The organism is Micromonospora sp. NPDC006766, assembly GCF_040636055.1.
Classification (GTDB): Bacteria; Actinomycetota; Actinomycetes; order Mycobacteriales; family Micromonosporaceae; genus Micromonospora.
In genome coordinates this window covers 1-20,125 of sequence record NZ_JBEYIX010000065.1, presented here as the reverse complement: position 1 = coordinate 20,125, position 20,125 = coordinate 1, and the positions used below count along the sequence as shown (strand labels likewise).

Sequence of the window (20,125 nt, the reverse complement as noted above, 5' to 3'; positions counted from 1 at the left end):
TTCTCGCCTAGAGCGCCACGATCGCGATCTCGGCGGCTTCACCGGCCGCAGCGGCGCCGCCCTGCCCACCCGCCGCCGCCCCGCCCGCCCGGCCGGCAGCCGCGCCGCTGTGTGGCGGCGGCGCGCCCCCGCTACCGGTGTCTTCGGCTTGCGGCGGCCCCGGACTACTGCCGGGGCCCGGCGTGCCGCCGCCACCTACGGGCGATGGGCTGCCGGCATCCGGGGCATCGGTTCCGGCGGAAGCGGTTGTTTGTTCGCGCGCCGCCTGCGGGGTCATCGGCAGCGCACCCTGCTCGCCGGTGGCGTCGCCGGGCAGCCTGAGCTGGCCGTGGGTCACATCGCCCTGTGCTGTGCGGGAGTCGCGCTCCACCCCGGCGGCCTCGGCGGCGTTCTCGCCCCCGCCCTGCTCGCCGCCCGCCTGCCCGGCGGGCTCGCCGAACTGGTCACTGTCCCCCCGGCCGTGCAGCGCCTCGACTGTGTCGGATAGGCCGTCGACTGCTTCGGTCGGTCCGTCAGGGTTGGTCGGGCTGGTGGGGATGGCCTCGGCGTTGCCCTGCATCAGCGATGACGCGTCCGTGTCGCCACCGCCACTCAACGGTTCCGCTAGGCGCCGCGAAGCGCCGTCTATTCCGACCGCCGTGGCTGCCGAGGTCAGGAACCCGCGGGCGTCGACGTCGGCGAGGTAGCCGTCCCACATGCTTGTCAACCGCAGCAGGATCCACGGCGCGAGGACCATCAGCACGATGATGAACAGGCCCCGCAGTACGTTGATGACGTTGTCGCTTTCGTAGGTGGTGCGGGTGCCGTAGATCCAGAGCGCGGCGATGAAGAACTTGCTGCTGGCCAGCGCGTTGCAAGTCCAGAACCACTTCCGGCCCCACGTACGGGTTTCGGCCATGACCTGACCGGTCATCGCCATCGCCCCGAACAGCGCCGCCCCGGCGGCCAGCAACGACCGGAACAGCAGCATCACGAACACCAACACCAGCCCGATCACGCCGACAACCGCGACGACGAAGGCCAGCAGAATCGTTCCGGTGTCGACGGTCAGCGTGTTGAGCGCGTCGACCCACATGCTCGGCTGCCAGTCCCGATCCTGGTTGCGGGCGATCAACGCCACCGTCGCCTCGTCCCAGGCCGCCATCAGCAGGTACGCGATCCCGCCGGCGAACGCGATGCCGAACATCGACCGAACCAGCCCGCCCAGGCTCGACAACGGCCCAGGTCCACTCAGCCGTAGCCCGTTGATCGCTGTCGAGAGCACGAAGACCACCAGCACCACGACAATCAGCACCCCGCTGATGTCGTTGTAGACGCCGTAGAACGGCTCGTCGGCCACGGTGGAGGACTGCGTGAACACCACCTCGGCCAGCTTGCTCAGCGCCCACGAAAATCCGGCGACCGCCACGTCCGCCAGGCCTTCGAAGCCCGTGCGCGCCGCCTCCTTGACCTGCGCGCCCACATGACACGCCACGTCCCATGACCCACACCCCGACGACGCCTTCAGCGACGAGGACGCCACCAGCAATGTCCGCAGCGCCCGGCAACGGTCTGCTTTCGCCGTCCACCGGTCGGCGTTGGCCTGGTCCTGCTTTGCCCGAGCGTCTAGACGCTCGCAGCGCACTGGCTCCTCACCACTGGCCGGCAGTCGTTCGTCGAGCACTGACGGCGTGCCGTCCGGGGGCGGGGATTGCACGGTCAGCGCCACCGCGTCGCAGTGCTCTTGATCGGCGGCGCTGACCGCCGCGCTGCACACCGTCGTCCAGCCCTTGCTCTCCTGCCACCGCACCCACGGCAGGCACCAGTTCACCTGCGGCTGGGCCAGCGGCTCGGCGCCGCTACCAGGCTGGGCATCAACCGGCGGGGACGGGCATACCGAGGGCGACGGCGCTGGCGTCGGTGCCGCCGCAGCTTGCACCGGTACGGCCAGCCCGACCGTCGTCAGCGCAGCCGCAGCCAGCAGCAGACGGCGCACCATGGGCACCACGGCCATCGGTCACACCGTCCCCGGCGCCCAGGACTGCGCGCTGAGCAGATCGACGAGGGGCTGCATGTCCGGCGGTCCGCCGTCGCGGCGCGCGCCGCGCTGATCCGGCGGCGGCACCGGCACCGGACGCTCCGCTGTCACCAGTCGCCAGCGTCCCTGCGACCAGCGCACCGTCACCGACTGCACGTACCAGCCGCCCGCCAGCCCGGCACTCGGATCCGCAGGACTGCTGGTCGTGGCGCCGCTCAAGGTGCAGACGAGCATCCGCACCGACACCTCGCGGTCCTCGGGCACTACCGCGTCGAGGTCCGCGTCAGGCGCCCAGACCCGCGCCACGACCGTCTGCGAAATCGCCTCGCCGTCCCCGGCGGGCCCGACGAGGGGCTGCACTGCCGCGGCGGATCCCTCGGCGGCGATCAGGTCCACCATCGCCTGCCGGCTCGTCGCAGGCCGCCCACCGGCAGACGCCAGCGTCTGCGTGTACGCCGCCGCCGCGTCTCCGCCGCCGCGAGGCGTGCCCGGGAAACCCACCGGCACCCCGGCCTGTACCCGCTCGACATACCGCGCGGTCACCTGCCGCTCCGGCGTGCTCGCGCGCCCGGCGGCGAACACCGCCACGCCGGCGAGCGCCACCACGACCAGCACCGCGGCCACCATCGGCATCCGGCGGCCGGTGGTCGGCTTGAACTCTGCTCTGCTCATGCCCGCCACCTGCTAGATCTCGGTGAGCAGGAACGCGATGATCGATGTGGCTGACCCGACGACGATCGCCACCAGGCCGGCCTTCCACATCATCGACTTCCCGCGATCACTGATGATGTGCGCGCCGAAGATCGGGCCGATCCCGAACGCGATCGCCCCCGCCGCCAGCCCCGCCACCGCCGAGATCACCCCGAGAAACAGCGCGGCGTTGGCCAGCTTGTAGAACAGGTCCGACCGGGGCACGGCCGACGGGTCCGGGCTTATCCGGCTGAAGTCGAAACCCTCACCCGACGGCTCGGGCGTCGGCGTCGGCGTCGGCGCCAACAGCGCCGCCATCGCCGGGGCTCGCACGGTCAAGGCCGCCGCAAGCTGATGCAACACGATTAGTCCTCCCCGTTCGAGGCCGACGATCCCGGACCAAGGACAGCCGCTGGCTCGACCGGACACCGGTCAATCACCGCTGCGGCGACCTCGGTCAACGCCGACCGAGTGGCCTTACTCAACGCCCGAGGGTCAAGCGGATCTGCCCGTGCGAGAACCGGGTCATACGGCACCCGCACCAGCTCCGCCGCAGCCTGCCGCGCCAACTGCTCCACCGCCCGCACCTCACGCGCCACGGACGGCGAGGTCGCCATGACCACCACCACCGCCCGGTCCGGCACATGCGCCAGGCCCGCACCGCGCATGTGGGCCAGCAGCCGCAGCGTGTGCTGCACCCCGTCCACCGTCGCCCGCGACACCAGCACCGGCACCGTCGACCAGCCCAGCGCCCGCCACGTCGATGTACTGTCGGCCGTCGGCAGATCCAACAGCGCCAACCGATAGACCGACCGCAGATGGCCGATTACGCCGAACATCTCCGGCCACGTCGGTGGGCGCCGCTGCGCGGTCAACTTGTTCTCCCCCACCAGCACCCGCAGCCCCGTCGGCCCTACCTGCATCAGCCGCTCCGCGGCCCCGCTCTCCGTCAAGCCGACATCCGCGGCCACTGCGTCCCACACCGTCGACGAGCTGCGCCGAACCACCCGATGCTCCAGGCCACCCCACGCCCGCAAGGTCGCGTCGACCGCCACCACCGGATCGGGAACAGCAAGAGCCAGCAGCCCGCCCAGCCCGACGGTCAGCACGGATCGCCCGACGCCGCCGTCCGCAGAGGACACGCATACCAGCGGACAGCCCGCCCGCAGCGACGCCGCCCGCCACCACAGCGTCTCCACCCGCCTGCCGGCGCCGAACTCTCGCGGGATCTCCCGCGCCGCCGCATCACCGACAAGGCGCGGCCCCGAAGGCACCGAGGCCAGGGCCCGGGCCGCGATCTGTTCGGGGGTGGGAGCCGGCGGGAGGGCCCTCTCCCTGCCCGCCGGCTCCCCCTGCCCACCGCCACGCCCGCCCGAAGGCGCACGGGCGGCGAACTGTTCGGGCTGCTCGTCCGATGGACCTTGCACGTCCGCCTCCCCGTAAGGCTTGCCGCACAGCACAGACCGACGTCGACATCGACACGGCCGGTCCCCCGTTACTGTCACGACCTGGACGCTGACCAGACGAAGCAGGCCCCACAGCGACGACGCGTCCCCTCCTACGCCGCCGCCCGCGTGCCGGGATGCCATCTCGCGCACGGCGACCCGATCCGCTACGCTCCAAGCAACTCCAGTTCGGGCTCAACCGAACCGCAGTTGCGGGAGCGACACGGAGAGCTAAGCACAGGTCACAGAAGAGCGTCAACCGCAGTTTTAGTTGTGGCCAACTGTGGTTGGAGTTGGGGGGCTCCATGAAGGACACACCAGCCGACCAGGCCGAGGCCGCAGCCTCACACCTGATCCAAACGAGGCTCCGAACCCTCTTCGAGGCCAGCACCGAAGGTCGGCCACCCTACACAGAGGCCGAGGTTGCCCGGGAACTCACCAAGGCCGGCCACCGCATCACCGCCGAAGGCATCCGCAACCTGCTACGCGCACCCCGAATCAACCCCAAAGCATCCACGCTCCGCGCCCTCGCCCAGTTCTTCGACGTGCCCGCCGGCTACCTACTCGGCGACCAAGACGAACCCGAAGAACACAGCCGACGCGTCCGCGTAATGGCGCGATCTATCACCAAACTCTCACCCGCCGCCCAAGACGGCATCGCCGTGATCATCGACAACCTCCTACGAGTTGAGGAAACCGCCCGAGGAGGCGACAGCAAGACGCCAAACCACCGACCTGGCCCTGATCAGGAACCAGACAACTCAAGGCAATAGGCCCACACCTGCTTGGAGCCCTCGCAGCCGGCGACCTCGGCCGCGGCCTGCGTCCAGCCTCGCTAGCTTCAGGAACGTCGTGGTCTGCTCGCAGCGGCCGATCGTGGCACACGGGACCGACAACTGTTTACCCTCACGCCTCACCGAAGTAGCTCTCGTCCTCACCGAGCAGCAGCGGCAGGTCGTACACGGATATGTCCGGCCGAGCGCCTGGCGGTGCGCGGTATTCGTCACCTGCTGTATTCGCCAGCCCAACATGCGGGGCGCTGGCATGCTCTCCTGAAGCCGGCGGCTGCTCATGACGCCTGGCTACCGGACCGCTCGGTCAGCGGCAGAAAAGCGCGCGGGTCCCCTCGGCACAGTCAGACCCCGAGGCGTTCGATCAGCGTCTCAATGTTGGGGCGCAACCTCGATCCAGTCCGCCGTTGTGCTGAGGTAGTTCACCGATGGGGTGGCCATGCAAGGTCTGTAGTCCAACGCAGATGGCTGGTCGGGTCCGAGGTCACCGATCACTAGAGACCGGCCAGGATCCACGTTGCCAGGCGGGCGCTGCCGGTCCGGCTGGCCGAGATAGAACCCGCGATAGTCCTCAGGCATGTCGTCGAGCCAGCGCCTGTTGACCGTCATCCGACCAAAGGGGAGCAACTGTGGGGACTACCGCGTCATCGCCGAAGACTTCGCGGTGTGTCGAGGACGAGCGGTGAGTTCGTTTCTGTCGTAGCCCCCGATTACTCTGACTTGGCTTGCTCAGCTGGGCAGCAAGATCCGGAGGCAGGAGCTGCTGGAGTGCGGTTGGAAGAGAAGCTGGCTAGCTGGACGGGACCGTCGAGCTCGACGGAACAGGACAAGCAAGATCGAACTGAGCGAATGATCCGTGAGGCGGTCAAAGGGCACGCGGCTTTCGACTCCTGCGACCTTCGGATCTATCCCAAGGGTTCATACGCCAACAACACGAACGTCAAGACCGACAGCGACGTCGACATTGCAGTGCAATGCCGCGACGTCACGTACTGGGACGAAGCGTCACCTGGCATCCACATCCCTTCCCCATATCGGGGGATCTGGACGCCAGCGAAACTGCGCTCCGAGCTGGAGCGTGCACTGCTGGCCAAGTTCCCGGGCCAGGTCGATACGTCCGGCTCGGTCGCCTTCCGCATTCACTCCGGCAGCGCCCGCGTAGATGCCGACGTGGTTCCCTGCTTTAACTACCGTCGATACTTCGCCAACGGCAACCACCGCGACGGCGCCAAAGTATTCAGGAAAGACGGAACCAGCCTGATCAACTACCCCGATCAGCAGCTCAAGAACGGCAGAGACAAGAACAACCGCACCAGCCAATACTACAAGAAGGCCGTGAGGATCATGAAACGCGTCGAGAACGCCATGGTTCTCGACGGCAAGCACAAAGAGATACCTTCCTTCTTCGTCGAATGTCTCGTATACCACTGCCCGGACGACATCTTCCTGAGATCGACCTGGACGAAAACCGTACGCGGCGTCATCAGCCACATCTTCCACGGCCTCGAAGGGTCGGAACCCGAAGACGACTCCCAGCGCTGGCGCGAAGTCAACGAATGTAAGTATCTATTCCACGCCAATCAGCCATGGAGCCGGGCTGACGGAAGGGCATTCGCCAAGGCCGCTTGGAACTATCTCGGCCTGACATCATGAAGCGCAACATCACCATCCGGGTCGTCGCCGCGGTGGTCATCATTGTCCTCGCCACAGGCACCTGGCTCACCAGCGGCAAAGTCGATGTCGGGTGGCTGCGGTTCTTCTCCGCAGCCGTGCTGACCGCCACCCTGATCCTGGCCCTTTGGGATCTCTGGCTCTGGCGAACCAAGCTCATCCAGCGCATCCCTGGCGTACCACGTTGCGTACGTGGCACCTGGCAAGGCACCCTCACATCCTTCTGGATCGACCCCACGACGGGCGCATCACCACCACCCAAGACCGTCTACCTTGTCATCCACCAAACCGCCACCCTGGTCACCATCAAGCTCTTCACCGACGAGTCACGGTCCACCTCCACCCTCGCCGCTGTCTCCGCGGTAGACAGCGGCTGGACGCTGGCGTACCTCTACCTCAACCGGCCAGACATGCACGCCGAACACCGCAGCAGAATGCACCACGGCTCAACGGTCCTCGACGTCTCCGGAAGCCCCGCCACACGCCTGAGCGGCCGCTATTGGACCGACCGCGACAGCAAAGGACAGCTCGAATTCACCAAGCGCCACCACAAACTGGCGGCCGACTACCCGGAGGCAGCCGCATACTTCGCATGATGCGCCGGGTGATGCCCGCCGAGCAGACGCCCCTTCAGGCTCGCATCTGGATCGATCAGACCTAGACACGGATCGCGATCCGTCTCGACATTCTCGTTCCGACAGCGTCTACGTCGGGATCGACCACAGCCGGGATCTTCACCGACGCACACCTCCGCAGTCGGATTACTTCTACCTATCAGAATCAGATGCGGCCTGGCGTCGCGAACCCGGTCTTGAACGATCACGGCGGCACCACGGACGTGCTAATCAATGCACGATCGGTGAGCTAACAGGCCGATACTTGACTCAGCGCGGCACACAGGGCACCCTCACCCTGCGGCGCGTTCACGTCTAGCGAGAGGCAGTGCGCGATTGGTTGACGTGTGGCATGGCACGGACACCGGCCGGCTGCGTTTTACCACCAGCGTCCGTGCAGTTGTCAAAGCCTGCTTAGAGCTCATTGAGCCCTTCCGCGCAACGGCTTGAGTGCGTAGCGTGCCGTCCGGAATGAGCTGTCTTGGGGCGGGAACCGGCTGGGTGGGCGTGGTGGAGAGATAGCGGCGCGGAACTCCGCTACGAACACCACTGCCACCGGAGTTCCGCGCCGCTATGAGTATCACCTACACCGCCACCCTCGCTGTGCGCGAGGAGACCGTGTCGTTCCTGTCCGTCCTGTTGAACGGCAGCGGCGCGGCACGCGCGGGGGAACCCGCGTGCTGAGCTGCCGCCAGCAGGCGATACTCGTGCTGCGCTGGCTGCTCGACGGCACCCGGATGACCCAACTGACCTGCGACAACGAGATCAGCCGCAAGACCGGCTACGACTACCTGCATGAGGGCATCGCCGTGCTCGCCGCCCAGGCCCGAGCCTGCACGGCGCGCTACTGGCCGCGAAAGCCGCCGGCTACGACTACGTGCTGCTCGACGGGACGCTGATCGAGACCGACCGGGTGTCCACCCCGGGCCCCACCGCGGGTGTGGACCTGTGGTGGTCGAAGAAGCACGCCAACCACGGCGGGAACATCCAGGTGGTCACCGCCCCGGATGGCTGGCCGTTGTGGGCCTCCCCGGTCCGGCCCGGCCGGGAACCCGACACCACCTGCCTACGAACCCACCCCGACCTGCTCGACACCCTCAACGGCATCCGCCACGACCTACGCACCCTGGCGCCCTGGGCTACGAAGGCGAAGCCGACACGATCGTCGTCGCGTTCAAGAAACCCAAGAGCAAGCAGCTCACCAACGTCCAGCAACAGTTCAACCGCGCCCACAACCGGCTACGCGCCGTCGGCGAACGCGGCAACAGCTTACTCAAAACCGCCTTCAAGCCCCTACGAAACATCAGCCTGTGCCGATGGAAGATCGGCGACATCGCCGCTGCGGCCCTGGTCATCCTCCACATCGATCACCAGCGAACCACCTGAAACCAGGACGCTACACACAGCCACGAGAAGATACGCGGAATGGCTCATTGGCTTTCCGCGGCGACACCGATGGCGCCGAGCCCTACCGGGCGGAGCCCGGCACGAAGATCATCGGCGACGCGCGAGGGTCAGACGGCTGACCAGCGGGCCGACCGGTCGTCGTCGCGCCTTGCGGTCGTACCCGGCTATGGCCTGCTCGTGGATGGTGTTCACCGGGTTCGGTGTATCGATGTCGGGCCTAGCGATCGGTGCGGGTCTGGTACCCAGAACATCGACTCGGCGGCCTCGTCGAACGACTCCGCAGCGAGAGGAGCACTCGGCCCGACTTCGAGCCAAGCGCCCCGGTGGCTGCTTCGACAACAGCGGTTCGCTCCGACGCCGATGCCAGCCGCAGCAGCCGGTCCGCAGATCACAGGAGCAGGCCCGGCGCAGCCGACAGCACCGCTGCGACCGGACCGATGGATCCGGCGCGGATCGCCGCTTCCGCACGGCCCGCGAGGTTGCGGACCCGGCGCTCGCCACGAGCGACCGCGAACACCTCCTGCGCGTGCGGCCACTGGTTGTACTCGTGCGGGTGCAGGCGCTCCCCGAGCCGCTTCCACCGTTCCGCGTAGCGCACGACGTCACCGAGATTGTCCTGGTTCGCGCCGACGACCTCGTTGAGCGTCACCAGCAGTATCCGCCGCTCCGGGCGCCGGAAGGCACGAAAGCGCGCGGGTGTCACGAGCGAGACGTCCCGCCGGAGACCTGGCAGGCAAGGCGCAGCACGTCGGTCGTCGTGTCCACGGCAACCAGCGGCCGACCGAGGACCAGCCGGGTCCCCTTGAGCGCCGCACGGTTCACTCTCGCCCGATCGGCCGACGGGTGATGCTGGCGGATCATCCCCATCTCGAGACCGTGCGGTCAGCGTTGCTTCACGAATTTATTCGCGAAGGCCGCAATTCGTGGTCGATGCGGATTCGGAAGTCCCGGATGTCCGCGACGCCCGGCCAGCGCCGCACCACGGTGGCCAGCATGTGCAACTGGTGGCGGACGGATGCCGAGTCGACCCTGCTCGCCTCGTCCAGCGCGACCGTCCCGGCCTCGCAGCTCCGCCACAGATCACCGGTGGCGGCGTGGGCCAACGCGAGACGTATGCCGTACAAGGCTCGTGCCCGGCGGGCCGATCGGGGCGCGCGGCGCAGCCCGGTGTGGAGGGACTCGACCGCCTGCTCCGGTACGCCTAGGTCCAGATAGCACCAGCCCCGAACGACGTCCATCAACTGCCCGCCGCCGCCTGGCCCGAGGGCGATGTCCATGCCTGTCTGCACCGACTCGGCGTCGGCTGCCGCAGTCGCGTCGGCCGCCCAGGCCAAGGCCGACCGGCACTGCGGTGCGCGCCCGAGCAGCGCCCATCCCTGCGCCGCCCGCTGCGCCGCCAAAGCCTGGACGCGGAGCGACGCCGACCCGGCCAAGGCCTCTTCGACCAATGCGATCACGGCCGCGCCGTCATCGTTGTACAGCGCCACGTCCGCGCGTCTCAGCAGCGTGTATGACACAAACGACACATCGCCAGCCTGTTTCGCCAGGGCGGCGGCGAGCTCGGTCATGGCGAGCGCGCCGGCGTCGTCGCCGCACTCCTGGATCATCCAACCGGCGTACTCGGCATAGTGCGCGGCCAGCAACACCAGCCGGTCCCTATCCGCGCCGCCGGCCTGCGCCGCGGCGGCGCGGAGCGAGCCGAACTGAATTGCCAGCGCCGGCAACAGTGCGCTGGGCGCACTGACGTGGCCCTGGGCCCGGAGCACCTGAAAGAGTGACCGCGCCTCGTTCAGGGTGTTCTGATGATCGTCGGTGAGCACTGTGGCACCCGAAGCGGCGCGTTCGAACGATCGCACCAGGAACGTCGCCGGTCGTGGCGCCGGCAGTTCGGGACGAGCGTGCGCCGCCCCCACCGGCACGGGCTGCGTCGTCAGGGCCAGCAGGGCGCCGTCGGCCGCGACCGCTCGATCGCACATGCGCGCGATGATCGTCGACGGCTGCCGCAAACCACGCTCCACACGGCTCAGATAGCCCGCGTCGCAATGCACCTGAACTGCCAGATCACGCAGCGAGATGCCCCGCTCCGACCTGCGTCGCCGCAGCTCAGGACCGAACTCCCCGGTTGCGTTCATGGCGTACCTAACTGTCTACCCGCTATCGTGCGCTCCTGACAGTATTCAATCATGACACGCGAGGCGCACCTGCAGATGATCCAGTCGGTAGTGTCCCGACTGGCCGCTCAGTCCACCACCATCAAGGGGTGGTGCGTGACCCTGACCGCCGCCCTGCTCGGCTACGGCGCCACCGCGGCCGCCCCCATCATCATCGGTCTGGCGCTCTACGTCATTGTCGCGTTTGCGATCCTCGACGCCTACTACCTGGTCCTCGAGCGCAAGTACCGAGATCTCTACCTACGTTCGGCCGGCGACGACCAGGACGGTTGGAGCCTAACCGTGGGTCGTCCCACGGCGGGCCAGATCATCCGAGGGTTGCGCAGCCCGGTCCTGGTGATCCTCTATGGCATGTCCCTTGTGGTGGCTGTCGGCGTGGGCCTTCATTTGCTGCTCAAGTAACCGCGGTCTCCCTACCGCGCCGGCCCGGCCCCGTACGTCTAATCCGCGCCCACGACAGCGGTGTGGCCGTCCAGCCATTCTTCGCACCCCGATCATCCGAGGATCACGACTTCGGCATGGGTGCGGTTGCCGCCTTGCCCGAAACGGCAACTACTGGCACCAGGCAACGGATTGCCCACCGTCTGATCCGGTGACATGGTTGTGCCCTGTTCCGGGCTATCGGAGGCGGCTTTCCTTGTCCGAGATTTTTATCAATTACCGGTCGGACGACGACAGTTATGCGGCTCCTCTTCTCGACAACCATCTGCGTACTGTCTTCGGCGACGAGAACGTATTCAAGGACAGCCGGTCGATCGAAGCGGGCAGCGACTTCCCGCCACGACTCTGGTCGGCGCTCATGGGCAGCAGGGTGCTGCTCGTGTTGATCGGCAAGCGCTGGTTGACACTGACGGACGCGAGCTCGCGACGGCGGATCGACCACCCGGACGACTACGTGCGCCGGGAGATCGAAGCCGCGCTGCTCGCCGGGATTCGAGTCATCCCGGTGCTGCTCGACGGCGCGAAGCTTCCCCGGGTCGACGACCTGCCGGTGACGGTGCGCGGCCTGACCACCCGGCAAACCATGCGCCTGCGGCAGCGTGAGTCCGAGATCGACCTGCCCGCGATCATCAACGAACTGTCCAAATGGGTCCGCCCGATCAAGGGCACGACGCAAGGGATGCCTGACCAGGCTGCACCGTCGACGGCGCGGGGCAACTTCGGGTCGGACGGCGTCTATTTCGAGCGCGGCGGCACCTACATCAAGGACCTGCACGGAAATGCCGACGTCGTGAGCGGGGACAAGAACGTCTACGGCGGTACGCCGTGAGCACCGACCCGGCCGGCCCACCGCCTGCCCCACTCCCAGTCCCCGCCCAAGTTCCGTCGTCACCTGACTGGGCCGAAAAGCCACGCGGGATCAGGCAGGCCGGCACCGACGTCGCGGCCAACGCGCAACAGCCCGGACAGGCCGCCGAGACCAACAGCTTGCGCCGCGAGGCCGAGGTCGTGTTCGCCTCCGGCGGGACGTTCTTCGGCAGCGCTGCATCGGTGCAAAGCGTTTCCGGCAACCAGTACGTCTACCACGTCACGTCGCCGGGCGGCCGATCCACCACTCTCTACAGCATCGACCCGGCGCAGACCCGGCTGCTACGCGAGGCCTTTGTGGCCGATACCGCGTATGCGGCGTTGCTCGGCCGCAGCCGGACCCGCAGCGTGGTGATCCTGCAGGCGGCTCGGGGCACCGGCCGCAGCGCCACCGCCCAGCGGCTCCTGCTCGACAATCACCAGACCGAGATCTTCAGCTTCGCGCCGGACGTGCCGATCGGCGACGTGGCCACGACAATGATCAAGGCTGGCGGCTACCTGATCGAGGAGATCGACGACACCAGGGCGCGCGCGCTCACCACCCTGGCCCTGAACGATCTCGACGCCAAGCTCGGCGCGCTCGGTGCGAAGCTGATTATCACCATGGCCGCCGGCCTGACTCTCTCCGATCCCGGCCTGCAGAGCTTCGTGATCAGGATCGATCAACCGCCGAGCCACCGCTCTATCATGGAAAGCCACCTGCGGTATCGGCTCGGCGATGCCCGCGCGGACAATCTGCTGAGCCGGCCGGATTTCTGCGCCGTCTTCGACGACACCGTCACGTCCGACTCCGCACGTGACCGGGCCGCTCAATTCGCGGTGCACGTCGAGGAGTTGATGGCCCGCGGACAGCTGGAGCTGGGTCTGCTCCGGTCCCGGATGAAGTCATCGGTGGCCGGTGAGGTGGAGAGCTGGTTCGACGGGCTGGCCACACCCTCGCTGAAGTACCTGGCGATCGCGGTCGCGCTGCTCGACGGGCTGCCGTACCAGAGCGTGGTGGAACCGGCCGAGTCGTTGGAACGCCGGCTCACCCGCCCGACAGCTTCGACACCCGCGCCGACGGCAGCTGCGGTCGACCCGTTCGCCACCGGACGTACCCATCGGGTCCGTCAGATCCGGGCCGAGGTGGTGCGGTCCGAGATCACCACCAGATTCGGTCGGGTACCCGCCGAGATCATCCGGTACCTCGATCCGGCATACCCGCGGGCCGTCATCGAGCTGGTGTGGCGTGAGTACGACGGCCTGCGCCGAGATCTGCTCGGCTGGCTGGGCGACCTGGCCAACCATCCGGTCGACGCGGTGCGGGTGCGGGCGGCCGCGGCGATCGGGCTGATCTCCACCACCGCGTTCGACTACATCAGCAAGATCGTGCTGCGACCATGGGCGAACGACTCCAAAGACAGCAAACGGGAGATGGCCGCCTTCGCGCTGCGGGCTGCCGGCCGCTCCCACAAGCTGCAGCAGCAGGCGCTGACCCTGGTCGGCGAGTGGATCACGAGCCGCTCATGGCAGCTGAACGCGACCGCTGCGCGGGTGTACGGGTCGGCGCTCGGATCCGCCATGCCGGACCGGGCGTTCCGCGAGCTCGACCGGCTGTCGCGCACCGAGTACGCGGATGTCGCTTTCGCGATCAGCTACAGCCTCGCCGAGCTGACCGAGGCCGACCATCGCCAGGCGCTTCCCGCCACCGACTTGTCGGTGAAATGGATGCGCAGCCAGCATCAGGGGCAGAGCGCCACCGGCGAGATCGCCTTTCTCACCCTGGCGGCCGACCTGGTCGGGGCGGCGGATGCCGGGCCCGTTCGCTGGCCGCTGTTGTTGCAACTCGCCCGTACCGACCGCGGGCTCTCGCACGCCGTAGCAGCAGCGTGGGACTTCACCCTGAACGGCGCAATGTTTCACCGCTTCGCACAGGACATCGCGGGCTCCTGGGCCGAACGCGTCGAGCCGGACGAGCAGGCGCGCCAGGCGTTGGCGCTGATGCTGGCGAGCGTCTGCGCCGGCAGTGAGCGCACCGAGAAGCTCGTCCGGCACATGGTCCGCGGCTGGATGTCGAAACCGGGCACCGCTCAGGCGCCGCAGACCGCGCAGGCCGTGCTTGCCGTTCTCATCTGATTCTGGAGTAGGCATCGATGAATCTGCACCCAGCCCAATCCCTGATTCTGACTGAGCAGCCGGTCAACCGGATGCAGTTCTTCGCGCCGCCGGTACGGGCCGGCGTGACGGTCGTGTACTCCCGTGCCGACGGGACGGTCGAGAAGCTGGATCACCGGCTGACCTTCACCGAGGCGCTGAGCGGCGTCTACCGCAAGGTGTACGAGGTGGACACCACCCTCCACGACACCCGCATCACGATCAGCGGGCATGACCTGCCCACCCGCGACGACCGGTTCGCCTTCGTCGCCGACGTGACCGTCAACTGGCAGGCGACCAGCCCGGATGTGGTGGTCCGGGAGGGCGTACGGGACGGCGTGCCGGTCGTCTCCCGCCGGGTCCTGGCTCTGCTGCGCGGCATCAGCCGGCGATATCTGATCACCGATTGCGAGCGGGTCGAACGTGAGATCAACGACCTCCACCTCGGCGGTCCCGTGGTGATCGCCAAGTACGGCATCACCATCCATGGCGTCACCGCGTTCGTCACCCTCGACGCCGCCGCCCGTCAATACCTGCAGCAGCAGGAAGAGATCGAACGGCAGAAGGATCTGACACGTCGCGGCCACGTGCTGAACGTCGACTCGCTGCGCAACGAGCAGGATCTGGAGCGGCAGCGAATGGAGGCGGTGGCCCAAGGCGTTCAGGGCGAGCTGCAGCTGATCGCACTTCACCTCCGCCACCATCCCGACGACGCCCTGCAGGTGATGCAGATGATGCACAACCGGCAGCTGGAGCTGGAGCAGCAGCGGCAGGCGCGATATGCGAGCTCGGACGAGATCTTCACCAAGATGCTGGACGCCGGGCTCGTCCAGGCGGCCGACGTAGAGCAGATCCGCCGCCAGGTCCTGCAGAACGCCCTGCACATGGTCGGCGGCGCCCCCGAGCCGCCACCGAACGCCTTGGCGGTGCCGCCAGCGGCCCCGCCGGCCGGCGCGCCCCCTGCGCCTGCCCAGACGCGGCCGCGCAAGCCCGCGGGCGGTGCGCCCACCGCGCCGGCGCTGCCACCGGCAACCCCGGCTCCTGATCCGGACGGGATAAGCGGCTGGCGACCTCGCAAGTCGGCGCAGAGCGGGACGGGAACGAACTGACGTGGGGCCTTCCTACACGCTTTACATAATGTGGCTAATCATTGGCGTGTTCGTCTCGATCACGGTGGGGTCCCTCCGATCGAAGCGCCACGACGAGAATCGGGCGCAGCACCGCCAGAGGTCACGACTTCACCTGCCCGGCCGCCGCAAGGACCGGTCCAGACGGAGTGAGCCGCAGTACGACCACCCGCTAGGTCCGCCCCATCACCAGCGAGAAAAGGACGTCGATCATCCACACCGATCGGAGAAATCCGTGTCTCAGGCAGCTTGGAGCGACGCGGGTCCCGACAACGGCCGCATCTTCGAACCGCCGCCCGGGCCGTCCGACCAGCCGCGACCGTCCGCCGATCCGGTGGAGTCGATCCGGACCGGCACCCCGGTGGCCACCGCACCACCGCCACGCGCCGCTCCGGCGGTGCCCGTAGAGCACGTCCTGGCACCGGAAACCGCGATGTCGCCGCGCTTTCTGCCCGGCTCCAAGGCCGCTGGGATGCCGTGGCTGCTGCCCGCCGAGAGCGCCTCTCCATCCGGCGTCGCCGCTGACCAGGCGGTCCTGGGCAACCTCGAGGTGCGCGCCGCGTCGGTGATCGGCTCCGGTCACCGATGCGAGGAACCGGTCAAGCCGCGCCAGGACGCCTACCGCGTGGCCCGCGACCGCAACGGCGAATTCCTGGTCGTGGCGGTGGCCGACGGCATGTCCGACAGCGCCCGATCCGAGCTCGGCGCCGCCACTGCGGTCGGCACGGCGGTCGCGCTGGTACGACGCCATCTCGACGAGCGGCGGCCGCTGGAAAGCCTCAACGCGGCCGAGCTGTTCCGCGCGGTCTCGGCCGCGCTGGTCCAGCAGGCCAAGGACCGAGGTCTGGACCCGAACGACGTACGCACGACGCTGGCCGTCGCCGTGCTGCCGGCGTACCGGCGGGGCGGCCAGCGGCCGAGGGGCTGGGTCGGCCAGATCGCGGACACCCACCTCTGGCAACGTGACGACAGCGGCTGGAAGTGCCTGACCGGCAGGGCCAAGGACAGCTACAACGGCAACACTCTGTCCACCTTTCTGCCGCACACGCCGGACGCCGCCGCCGGGTTGACGTTCGCCCTCGGCGACGGCGACACCGTCGCGGTGCTGTCGGACGGTGTCGCCGACGCTTTCTCCGAGGTGCCCGGCGCGGCCGGTTGGTTCGCCGAGCGCTGGCGCAGGCCGCCGCCGCTCGCGTCCTTCCTACTCGACGTGGACTTCGACGCGCGGCAGCAGCTGGACGACCGGACCGCCGTGGTGGTTTGGGCCGGGCGGCAGAGCCCAGGTAAGGCCGCACTGCGATGAGCTACGTGACGATTCCGCCCGTCCTGGAGGTGAGCCAGGTCGGCGCCCTGTCCGACACCCCGGACTTCAAGCCCGCCGGGGAGAGCCTCGGCGTCTGGCGTACGCCCAACTTCCCCGGCTACCTCTTCAAGAAGTACAACGCCGAGGTGTCCAGGAAGGTCGACCCCAGAGTTCTGGACCGCCTCATTCAGCAGCCGCATGTCCTGCCTGATCCGTCCGAAGCGGCTTTCCTCACCGCCAGCACTTCCTGGCCGGCCAGCCGGATCACCGAACATCAGCGGACCGTCGGCGTGATGATGCCGGAGGCGCCGCCGAGCATGTCCGTGACCTGGCTGCCGAGGTCGTACACCAACCCCACTGTGCGGCACAGCCCGCTCCCGATCGACTATCTGGCCAAGGACGACGACTGGCTGGAACAGCGCCAGATCCCCCGTCAATCAGCGGCCGACCGGGACGCACTCTGCCGGAGCCTGGTCCGCGTGGCCTGCTTCTTCGAACAGTGCGGGCTGGTCTACGCCGACTGGTCCTATGCGAACGCCTTCTGGCAGCCGCATGAGCACACGGTCTACATCTTCGACATCGACGGATCCTCCTACGGACCTCGGCCGCACGTATTCACCTCGGATTTTGAGGATCCGCTCACGCCCAACCCACAGCCGGTCGACAACTGCACCGACCGGTATCGCCTTGCGCTGCTCGTCGGGCGCATCATCACCGTCCGGCGCAGCCAGCCGGATGTGAAGGCGGCGCTGGCTCGGATGGCCGGGCCCGTCCCGCAGACGCTGTTGGCCATGCTTTCCGGCTCCGGCGACCGGACGGCCCGGCCCACACTCACCCAACTGGCCAAGGTCCTCGGAGTGCCGGTGCCGGTGCCGCAGACCAAACCCATCGACGAGACCGGGGTGGACGGCTGGCGCCCGCGGAACGGCCGGAGCGGTCATGTCGCCCCCAGCCGTCCGAACACCCCCACGACAGCCACCTCGCCGCCGACGGCACCGGGATGGCGGCCCCGACGCGACTTCAACGGCGGACGGCCGACGCATCCACCCCCGGCGAACGGCGGGCTCTTCGGCGGACGTGCGGTGGTGCCACCCCGGCCCGGCGCTCGATCGGAACCGGCACCCGTACCACCGGCCCTCCGGCTGCCGCCGCCACCGCCACCGCGGACGCGGACGCCGGTGCGCACTCCCCCGACCACCTTGTCCACGCCCACCCCGGACTACCCCGCCGTGATCGGTGGCGTGTTCGCCGTCGCATTCGTCGCCTGCGTGCTGATCGCCTGCAGCTACTTCATTTTCTGACATCCGAAAGGACACGGTCCGTGACCGAACCCATGGTCAAGTCGAAGGTTCTACCCACGTACCTCGTCGTTGACACGTCGAGCTCGATGAAGCCGCAGGAGCAGCTCCTGAACGACACCGTCGACCACGTCTTCGACGTTCTGGGCAACAGCCCTCGCGTATCCGAGTTCGCCCACATCTCAATCGTCACCTTCAACACCGACACCCACGTTGTGCTCGCGATGGCCGACATCGACCAGGTCTCTCAACTGCCAATGATCAGGTGCGGTGGGAGCACCAATTACGGCAGGATGTTCCAGGTCGTCAAGCAGCGCATTGATGCCGACATCGATGACCTGCGCAACCTCGGTCGCGCGGTGCTGCGCCCGGCGGTCTTCATCCTCACCGATGGCGCGCCGATGGACAAGAACTGGGCCGGCGACTTCAGCGCCCTCACCGACAAGGGTTTCCGACGCCGGCCGCACATCATCTCGTACGGCTTCGGCAACGCGAACGCCGCGGTTCTCGGCAAGATCGCGACCAAGGCGGCCTACCTGGCGACCGAGGTCGACAACGAGAAGGAGGCCATCGTCAGCATGCTCACCAGCCTCCTGAACACGTTGGTCACCTCGGCCAACTCCCAGGAGCTGCGCATTCCGGACCAGGTCGACGGCTACACCCGGGTACCGATCGAGTATGTCGACTGACGAGTACTACAGCCCCGGATCTTGAAACTTGTTTCATGATCATTCGTTTGATCCAGCATGGTGTTGGCCTATGGCTTGCCGAGATGTTCGACATCGTCGAGCGCGTGGGCTGGCGGCCGGTCAAAACGAATGCGGCCCCGGGGTCGGGTCGATGACCTCTTGGAGCACGGCGACCAGGCGGTGGCGGGGAAATCTCCCCGCCACCGCCTGGCATTGCTTCAGTTCTGGGAATCCGGCTTCCGCTTGTGACTGCTGAGCATGCGCACGGTGGCGCTGAGTGTGATCGGGGCGTCGTCGGGGCCTCTGGGAAGGGGTTGATGTAGACGGGGCGACGCAACGCTCTACCCGGTCCGTATGGCTGGTTGCGCCAGTGGCCGGACACCCAGAACCGGCTGGTCTGGGAGGGTCCTGCTCGCCCAGCGCTGATCCCTGGCTGCGTGATGTGGCGGGGCGGCTGGCATGGATGCGCACGATTCGCACCTCGGGCGTGGGCCGGTTGGTGCGGGCATAGGTCTTGCGAACGGCTTTGTCGATTTCGGCTGTCGGGACGTCGACCGAGGCTTCGACGAGAAGGGCGTCGAAGTTCCCCTTGACATCCGGCGGCACGGTCCCTCGGTGGACCCGTTCACCACGCTCGTCCTGCCGAGCGGCCGCGAGGTCGTGGTGGAAGTCGAGACGGGATCCAACAACCTCATCCTGGACACGCGTTTCCTAGCCGACTGCGGCGTCGGCGTCGACGACGGCGTCACCACCAAGACGGGCGTCGACGAGACGGACCACCACTGGACCCGGCGGTGGGCGACCGCCCAGGGCGAGGTCTACCTGGCCGCAGCACCGCAGGCCGCTCAGGCGCAGCCGCGCGTCCAGTTCCAGGACATCATCCACGACGGGCTCATCGGCGCCGATCATCTGGATCGGTACCGGCTGCACTTCGATGTCACCGGCCCTCGGATGATCCTGAGCCCGCACGCCAGCGCCTTGCGCGATGTCTCGTAACCGCTGGCAGTCCATTGAGGACATTTGAGCCGTATCTGTGATCCTAGCTGCGTAAACGCGGCCAGCGGGAGTGCGGCTGGAGTACTAGGCTTGCCGGATGAGGCGCTTCCCCGACGGTTTCCTTTTTGGTGTCGCTACCTCCGGTCACCAGACCGAGGGGGACAACACCAGCAGCGACACCTGGTTTTTGGAGAATGTTCGGCCGACCGTCTTCACCGAGCGCTCCGGCCGTGCCTGTAACAGCTGCGAGTTGTGGCGGGAGGACCTCGACCTGGTCCAGGCCATGGGGCTTGACGCCTTCCGGTTCTCCCTGGAGTGGGCCAGAATTGAGCCGCAGGAGGGCAGCTTCTCCACCGAGGCGTTAGAGCACTGAGGCATTCAGCGCAACGTTCTGATCACCGAAGGTGATCATGTGGTGCGGTCGTGTTCGGTGTGGAGCAGGATGAGTGCGGCGGCCACGATCTT

At 67.7% G+C, this 20,125-nt stretch carries 17 protein-coding genes and 2 pseudogenes; 13 read left to right on the top strand and 6 right to left on the bottom strand.

Going from position 1 to position 20,125, the window contains the following annotated elements:
* Positions 1–7: 7 nt before the first annotated feature.
* From ABZ671_RS29550 to ABZ671_RS29535, 4 genes are read right to left on the bottom strand one after another with little or no spacing between them, the layout of a single operon-like run.
* Complete coding sequence (locus tag ABZ671_RS29550; protein WP_357864286.1) at positions 8–1,993, bottom strand: hypothetical protein; 1,986 nt, start codon at positions 1,991–1,993, stop codon at positions 8–10.
* Positions 1,994–1,996: 3 nt separating this feature from the next.
* The gene (locus ABZ671_RS29545; protein WP_357864284.1) at positions 1,997–2,689 is read right to left on the bottom strand and encodes a hypothetical protein; all 693 of its coding nucleotides are present in this window, start codon (positions 2,687–2,689) and stop codon (positions 1,997–1,999) included.
* Positions 2,690–2,701: 12 nt separating this feature from the next.
* Positions 2,702–3,070: a hypothetical protein gene (locus ABZ671_RS29540; protein WP_357864282.1), complete on the bottom strand. Its 369-nt coding sequence runs from the start codon at positions 3,068–3,070 to the stop codon at positions 2,702–2,704.
* A gap of 2 nt (positions 3,071–3,072) precedes the next feature.
* Complete coding sequence (locus ABZ671_RS29535; protein ID WP_357864280.1) at positions 3,073–4,134, bottom strand: hypothetical protein; 1,062 nt, start codon at positions 4,132–4,134, stop codon at positions 3,073–3,075.
* Between the two features lie 323 nt (positions 4,135–4,457).
* Here ABZ671_RS29535 and ABZ671_RS29530 point away from each other — a divergent pair, with 323 nt between their 5' ends.
* From ABZ671_RS29530 to ABZ671_RS29515, 4 genes and pseudogenes are all read left to right on the top strand, one after another.
* Positions 4,458–4,925, top strand: coding sequence for a hypothetical protein (locus ABZ671_RS29530; protein WP_357864278.1), 468 nt, complete (start codon positions 4,458–4,460; stop codon positions 4,923–4,925).
* Positions 4,926–5,717: 792 nt separating this feature from the next.
* Positions 5,718–6,596, top strand: a complete 879-nt coding sequence (locus tag ABZ671_RS29525; RefSeq protein WP_357864277.1) for a nucleotidyltransferase — start codon at positions 5,718–5,720, stop codon at positions 6,594–6,596.
* Complete coding sequence (locus tag ABZ671_RS29520) at positions 6,593–7,210, top strand: hypothetical protein (protein ID WP_357864275.1); 618 nt, start codon at positions 6,593–6,595, stop codon at positions 7,208–7,210. The genes ABZ671_RS29525 and ABZ671_RS29520 overlap by 4 nt, the downstream gene beginning before the upstream one ends.
* A gap of 591 nt (positions 7,211–7,801) precedes the next feature.
* A pseudogene (locus ABZ671_RS29515) lies at positions 7,802–8,614 on the top strand (transposase family protein).
* A 298-nt stretch (positions 8,615–8,912) separates the two neighbouring features.
* Here ABZ671_RS29515 and ABZ671_RS29510 read toward each other — a convergent pair.
* Together ABZ671_RS29510 and ABZ671_RS29505 are read right to left on the bottom strand one after the other, a co-directional pair.
* Positions 8,913–9,460 (bottom strand): annotated as a pseudogene (locus ABZ671_RS29510) (hypothetical protein); the annotation flags it as partial.
* Positions 9,461–9,528: 68 nt separating this feature from the next.
* The gene (locus ABZ671_RS29505) at positions 9,529–10,767 is read right to left on the bottom strand and encodes a helix-turn-helix transcriptional regulator (protein ID WP_357864273.1); all 1,239 of its coding nucleotides are present in this window, start codon (positions 10,765–10,767) and stop codon (positions 9,529–9,531) included.
* Positions 10,768–10,818: 51 nt separating this feature from the next.
* Here ABZ671_RS29505 and ABZ671_RS29500 point away from each other — a divergent pair, with 51 nt between their 5' ends.
* From ABZ671_RS29500 to ABZ671_RS29460, 9 genes are all read left to right on the top strand, one after another.
* On the top strand, positions 10,819–11,208 hold the full coding sequence (locus ABZ671_RS29500; protein WP_357864271.1) for a hypothetical protein: 390 nt from the start codon (positions 10,819–10,821) through the stop codon (positions 11,206–11,208).
* 235 nt (positions 11,209–11,443) lie between these two features.
* On the top strand, positions 11,444–12,076 hold the full coding sequence (locus ABZ671_RS29495; protein ID WP_357864269.1) for a toll/interleukin-1 receptor domain-containing protein: 633 nt from the start codon (positions 11,444–11,446) through the stop codon (positions 12,074–12,076).
* Positions 12,073–14,229: a hypothetical protein gene (locus tag ABZ671_RS29490; RefSeq protein WP_357864268.1), complete on the top strand. Its 2,157-nt coding sequence runs from the start codon at positions 12,073–12,075 to the stop codon at positions 14,227–14,229. Before ABZ671_RS29495 ends, ABZ671_RS29490 begins: the two co-directional genes overlap by 4 nt.
* A gap of 17 nt (positions 14,230–14,246) precedes the next feature.
* On the top strand, positions 14,247–15,356 hold the full coding sequence (locus ABZ671_RS29485) for a hypothetical protein (protein ID WP_357864266.1): 1,110 nt from the start codon (positions 14,247–14,249) through the stop codon (positions 15,354–15,356).
* Positions 15,357–15,609: 253 nt separating this feature from the next.
* Entirely contained in the window at positions 15,610–16,677 is a 1,068-nt protein-coding gene (locus ABZ671_RS29480) for a protein phosphatase 2C domain-containing protein (protein WP_357864264.1), read from the top strand.
* Positions 16,674–17,978, top strand: a complete 1,305-nt coding sequence (locus ABZ671_RS29475; protein ID WP_357864262.1) for a hypothetical protein — start codon at positions 16,674–16,676, stop codon at positions 17,976–17,978. The genes ABZ671_RS29480 and ABZ671_RS29475 overlap by 4 nt, the downstream gene beginning before the upstream one ends.
* A 20-nt stretch (positions 17,979–17,998) precedes the next feature.
* Positions 17,999–18,664, top strand: coding sequence for a VWA domain-containing protein (locus ABZ671_RS29470; RefSeq protein WP_357864260.1), 666 nt, complete (start codon positions 17,999–18,001; stop codon positions 18,662–18,664).
* A 459-nt stretch (positions 18,665–19,123) separates the two neighbouring features.
* The gene (locus tag ABZ671_RS29465; RefSeq protein ID WP_357864258.1) at positions 19,124–19,660 is read left to right on the top strand and encodes a hypothetical protein; all 537 of its coding nucleotides are present in this window, start codon (positions 19,124–19,126) and stop codon (positions 19,658–19,660) included.
* 97 nt (positions 19,661–19,757) lie between these two features.
* Positions 19,758–20,033, top strand: coding sequence for a family 1 glycosylhydrolase (locus tag ABZ671_RS29460; RefSeq protein WP_357864256.1), 276 nt, complete (start codon positions 19,758–19,760; stop codon positions 20,031–20,033).
* The last annotated feature ends 92 nt before the right edge of the window (positions 20,034–20,125 follow it).

Excerpts from the sequence above, each read along its gene's own strand:
- ABZ671_RS29485 (WP_357864266.1), top strand. The coding sequence starts at position 14,247 with ATGAATCTGCACCCAGCCCAATCCCTGATTCTGACTGAGCAGCCGGTC.
- ABZ671_RS29465 (WP_357864258.1), top strand. The coding sequence starts at position 19,124 with ATGGATGCGCACGATTCGCACCTCGGGCGTGGGCCGGTTGGTGCGGGC.
- ABZ671_RS29550 (WP_357864286.1), bottom strand. The coding sequence starts at position 1,993 with ATGGCCGTGGTGCCCATGGTGCGCCGTCTGCTGCTGGCTGCGGCTGCG.
- ABZ671_RS29460 (WP_357864256.1), top strand. The coding sequence starts at position 19,758 with ATGAGGCGCTTCCCCGACGGTTTCCTTTTTGGTGTCGCTACCTCCGGT.
- ABZ671_RS29520 (WP_357864275.1), top strand. The coding sequence starts at position 6,593 with ATGAAGCGCAACATCACCATCCGGGTCGTCGCCGCGGTGGTCATCATT.
- ABZ671_RS29475 (WP_357864262.1), top strand. The coding sequence starts at position 16,674 with ATGAGCTACGTGACGATTCCGCCCGTCCTGGAGGTGAGCCAGGTCGGC.
- ABZ671_RS29545 (WP_357864284.1), bottom strand. The coding sequence starts at position 2,689 with ATGAGCAGAGCAGAGTTCAAGCCGACCACCGGCCGCCGGATGCCGATG.
- ABZ671_RS29505 (WP_357864273.1), bottom strand. The coding sequence starts at position 10,767 with ATGAACGCAACCGGGGAGTTCGGTCCTGAGCTGCGGCGACGCAGGTCG.
- ABZ671_RS29530 (WP_357864278.1), top strand. The coding sequence starts at position 4,458 with ATGAAGGACACACCAGCCGACCAGGCCGAGGCCGCAGCCTCACACCTG.
- ABZ671_RS29500 (WP_357864271.1), top strand. The coding sequence starts at position 10,819 with ATGACACGCGAGGCGCACCTGCAGATGATCCAGTCGGTAGTGTCCCGA.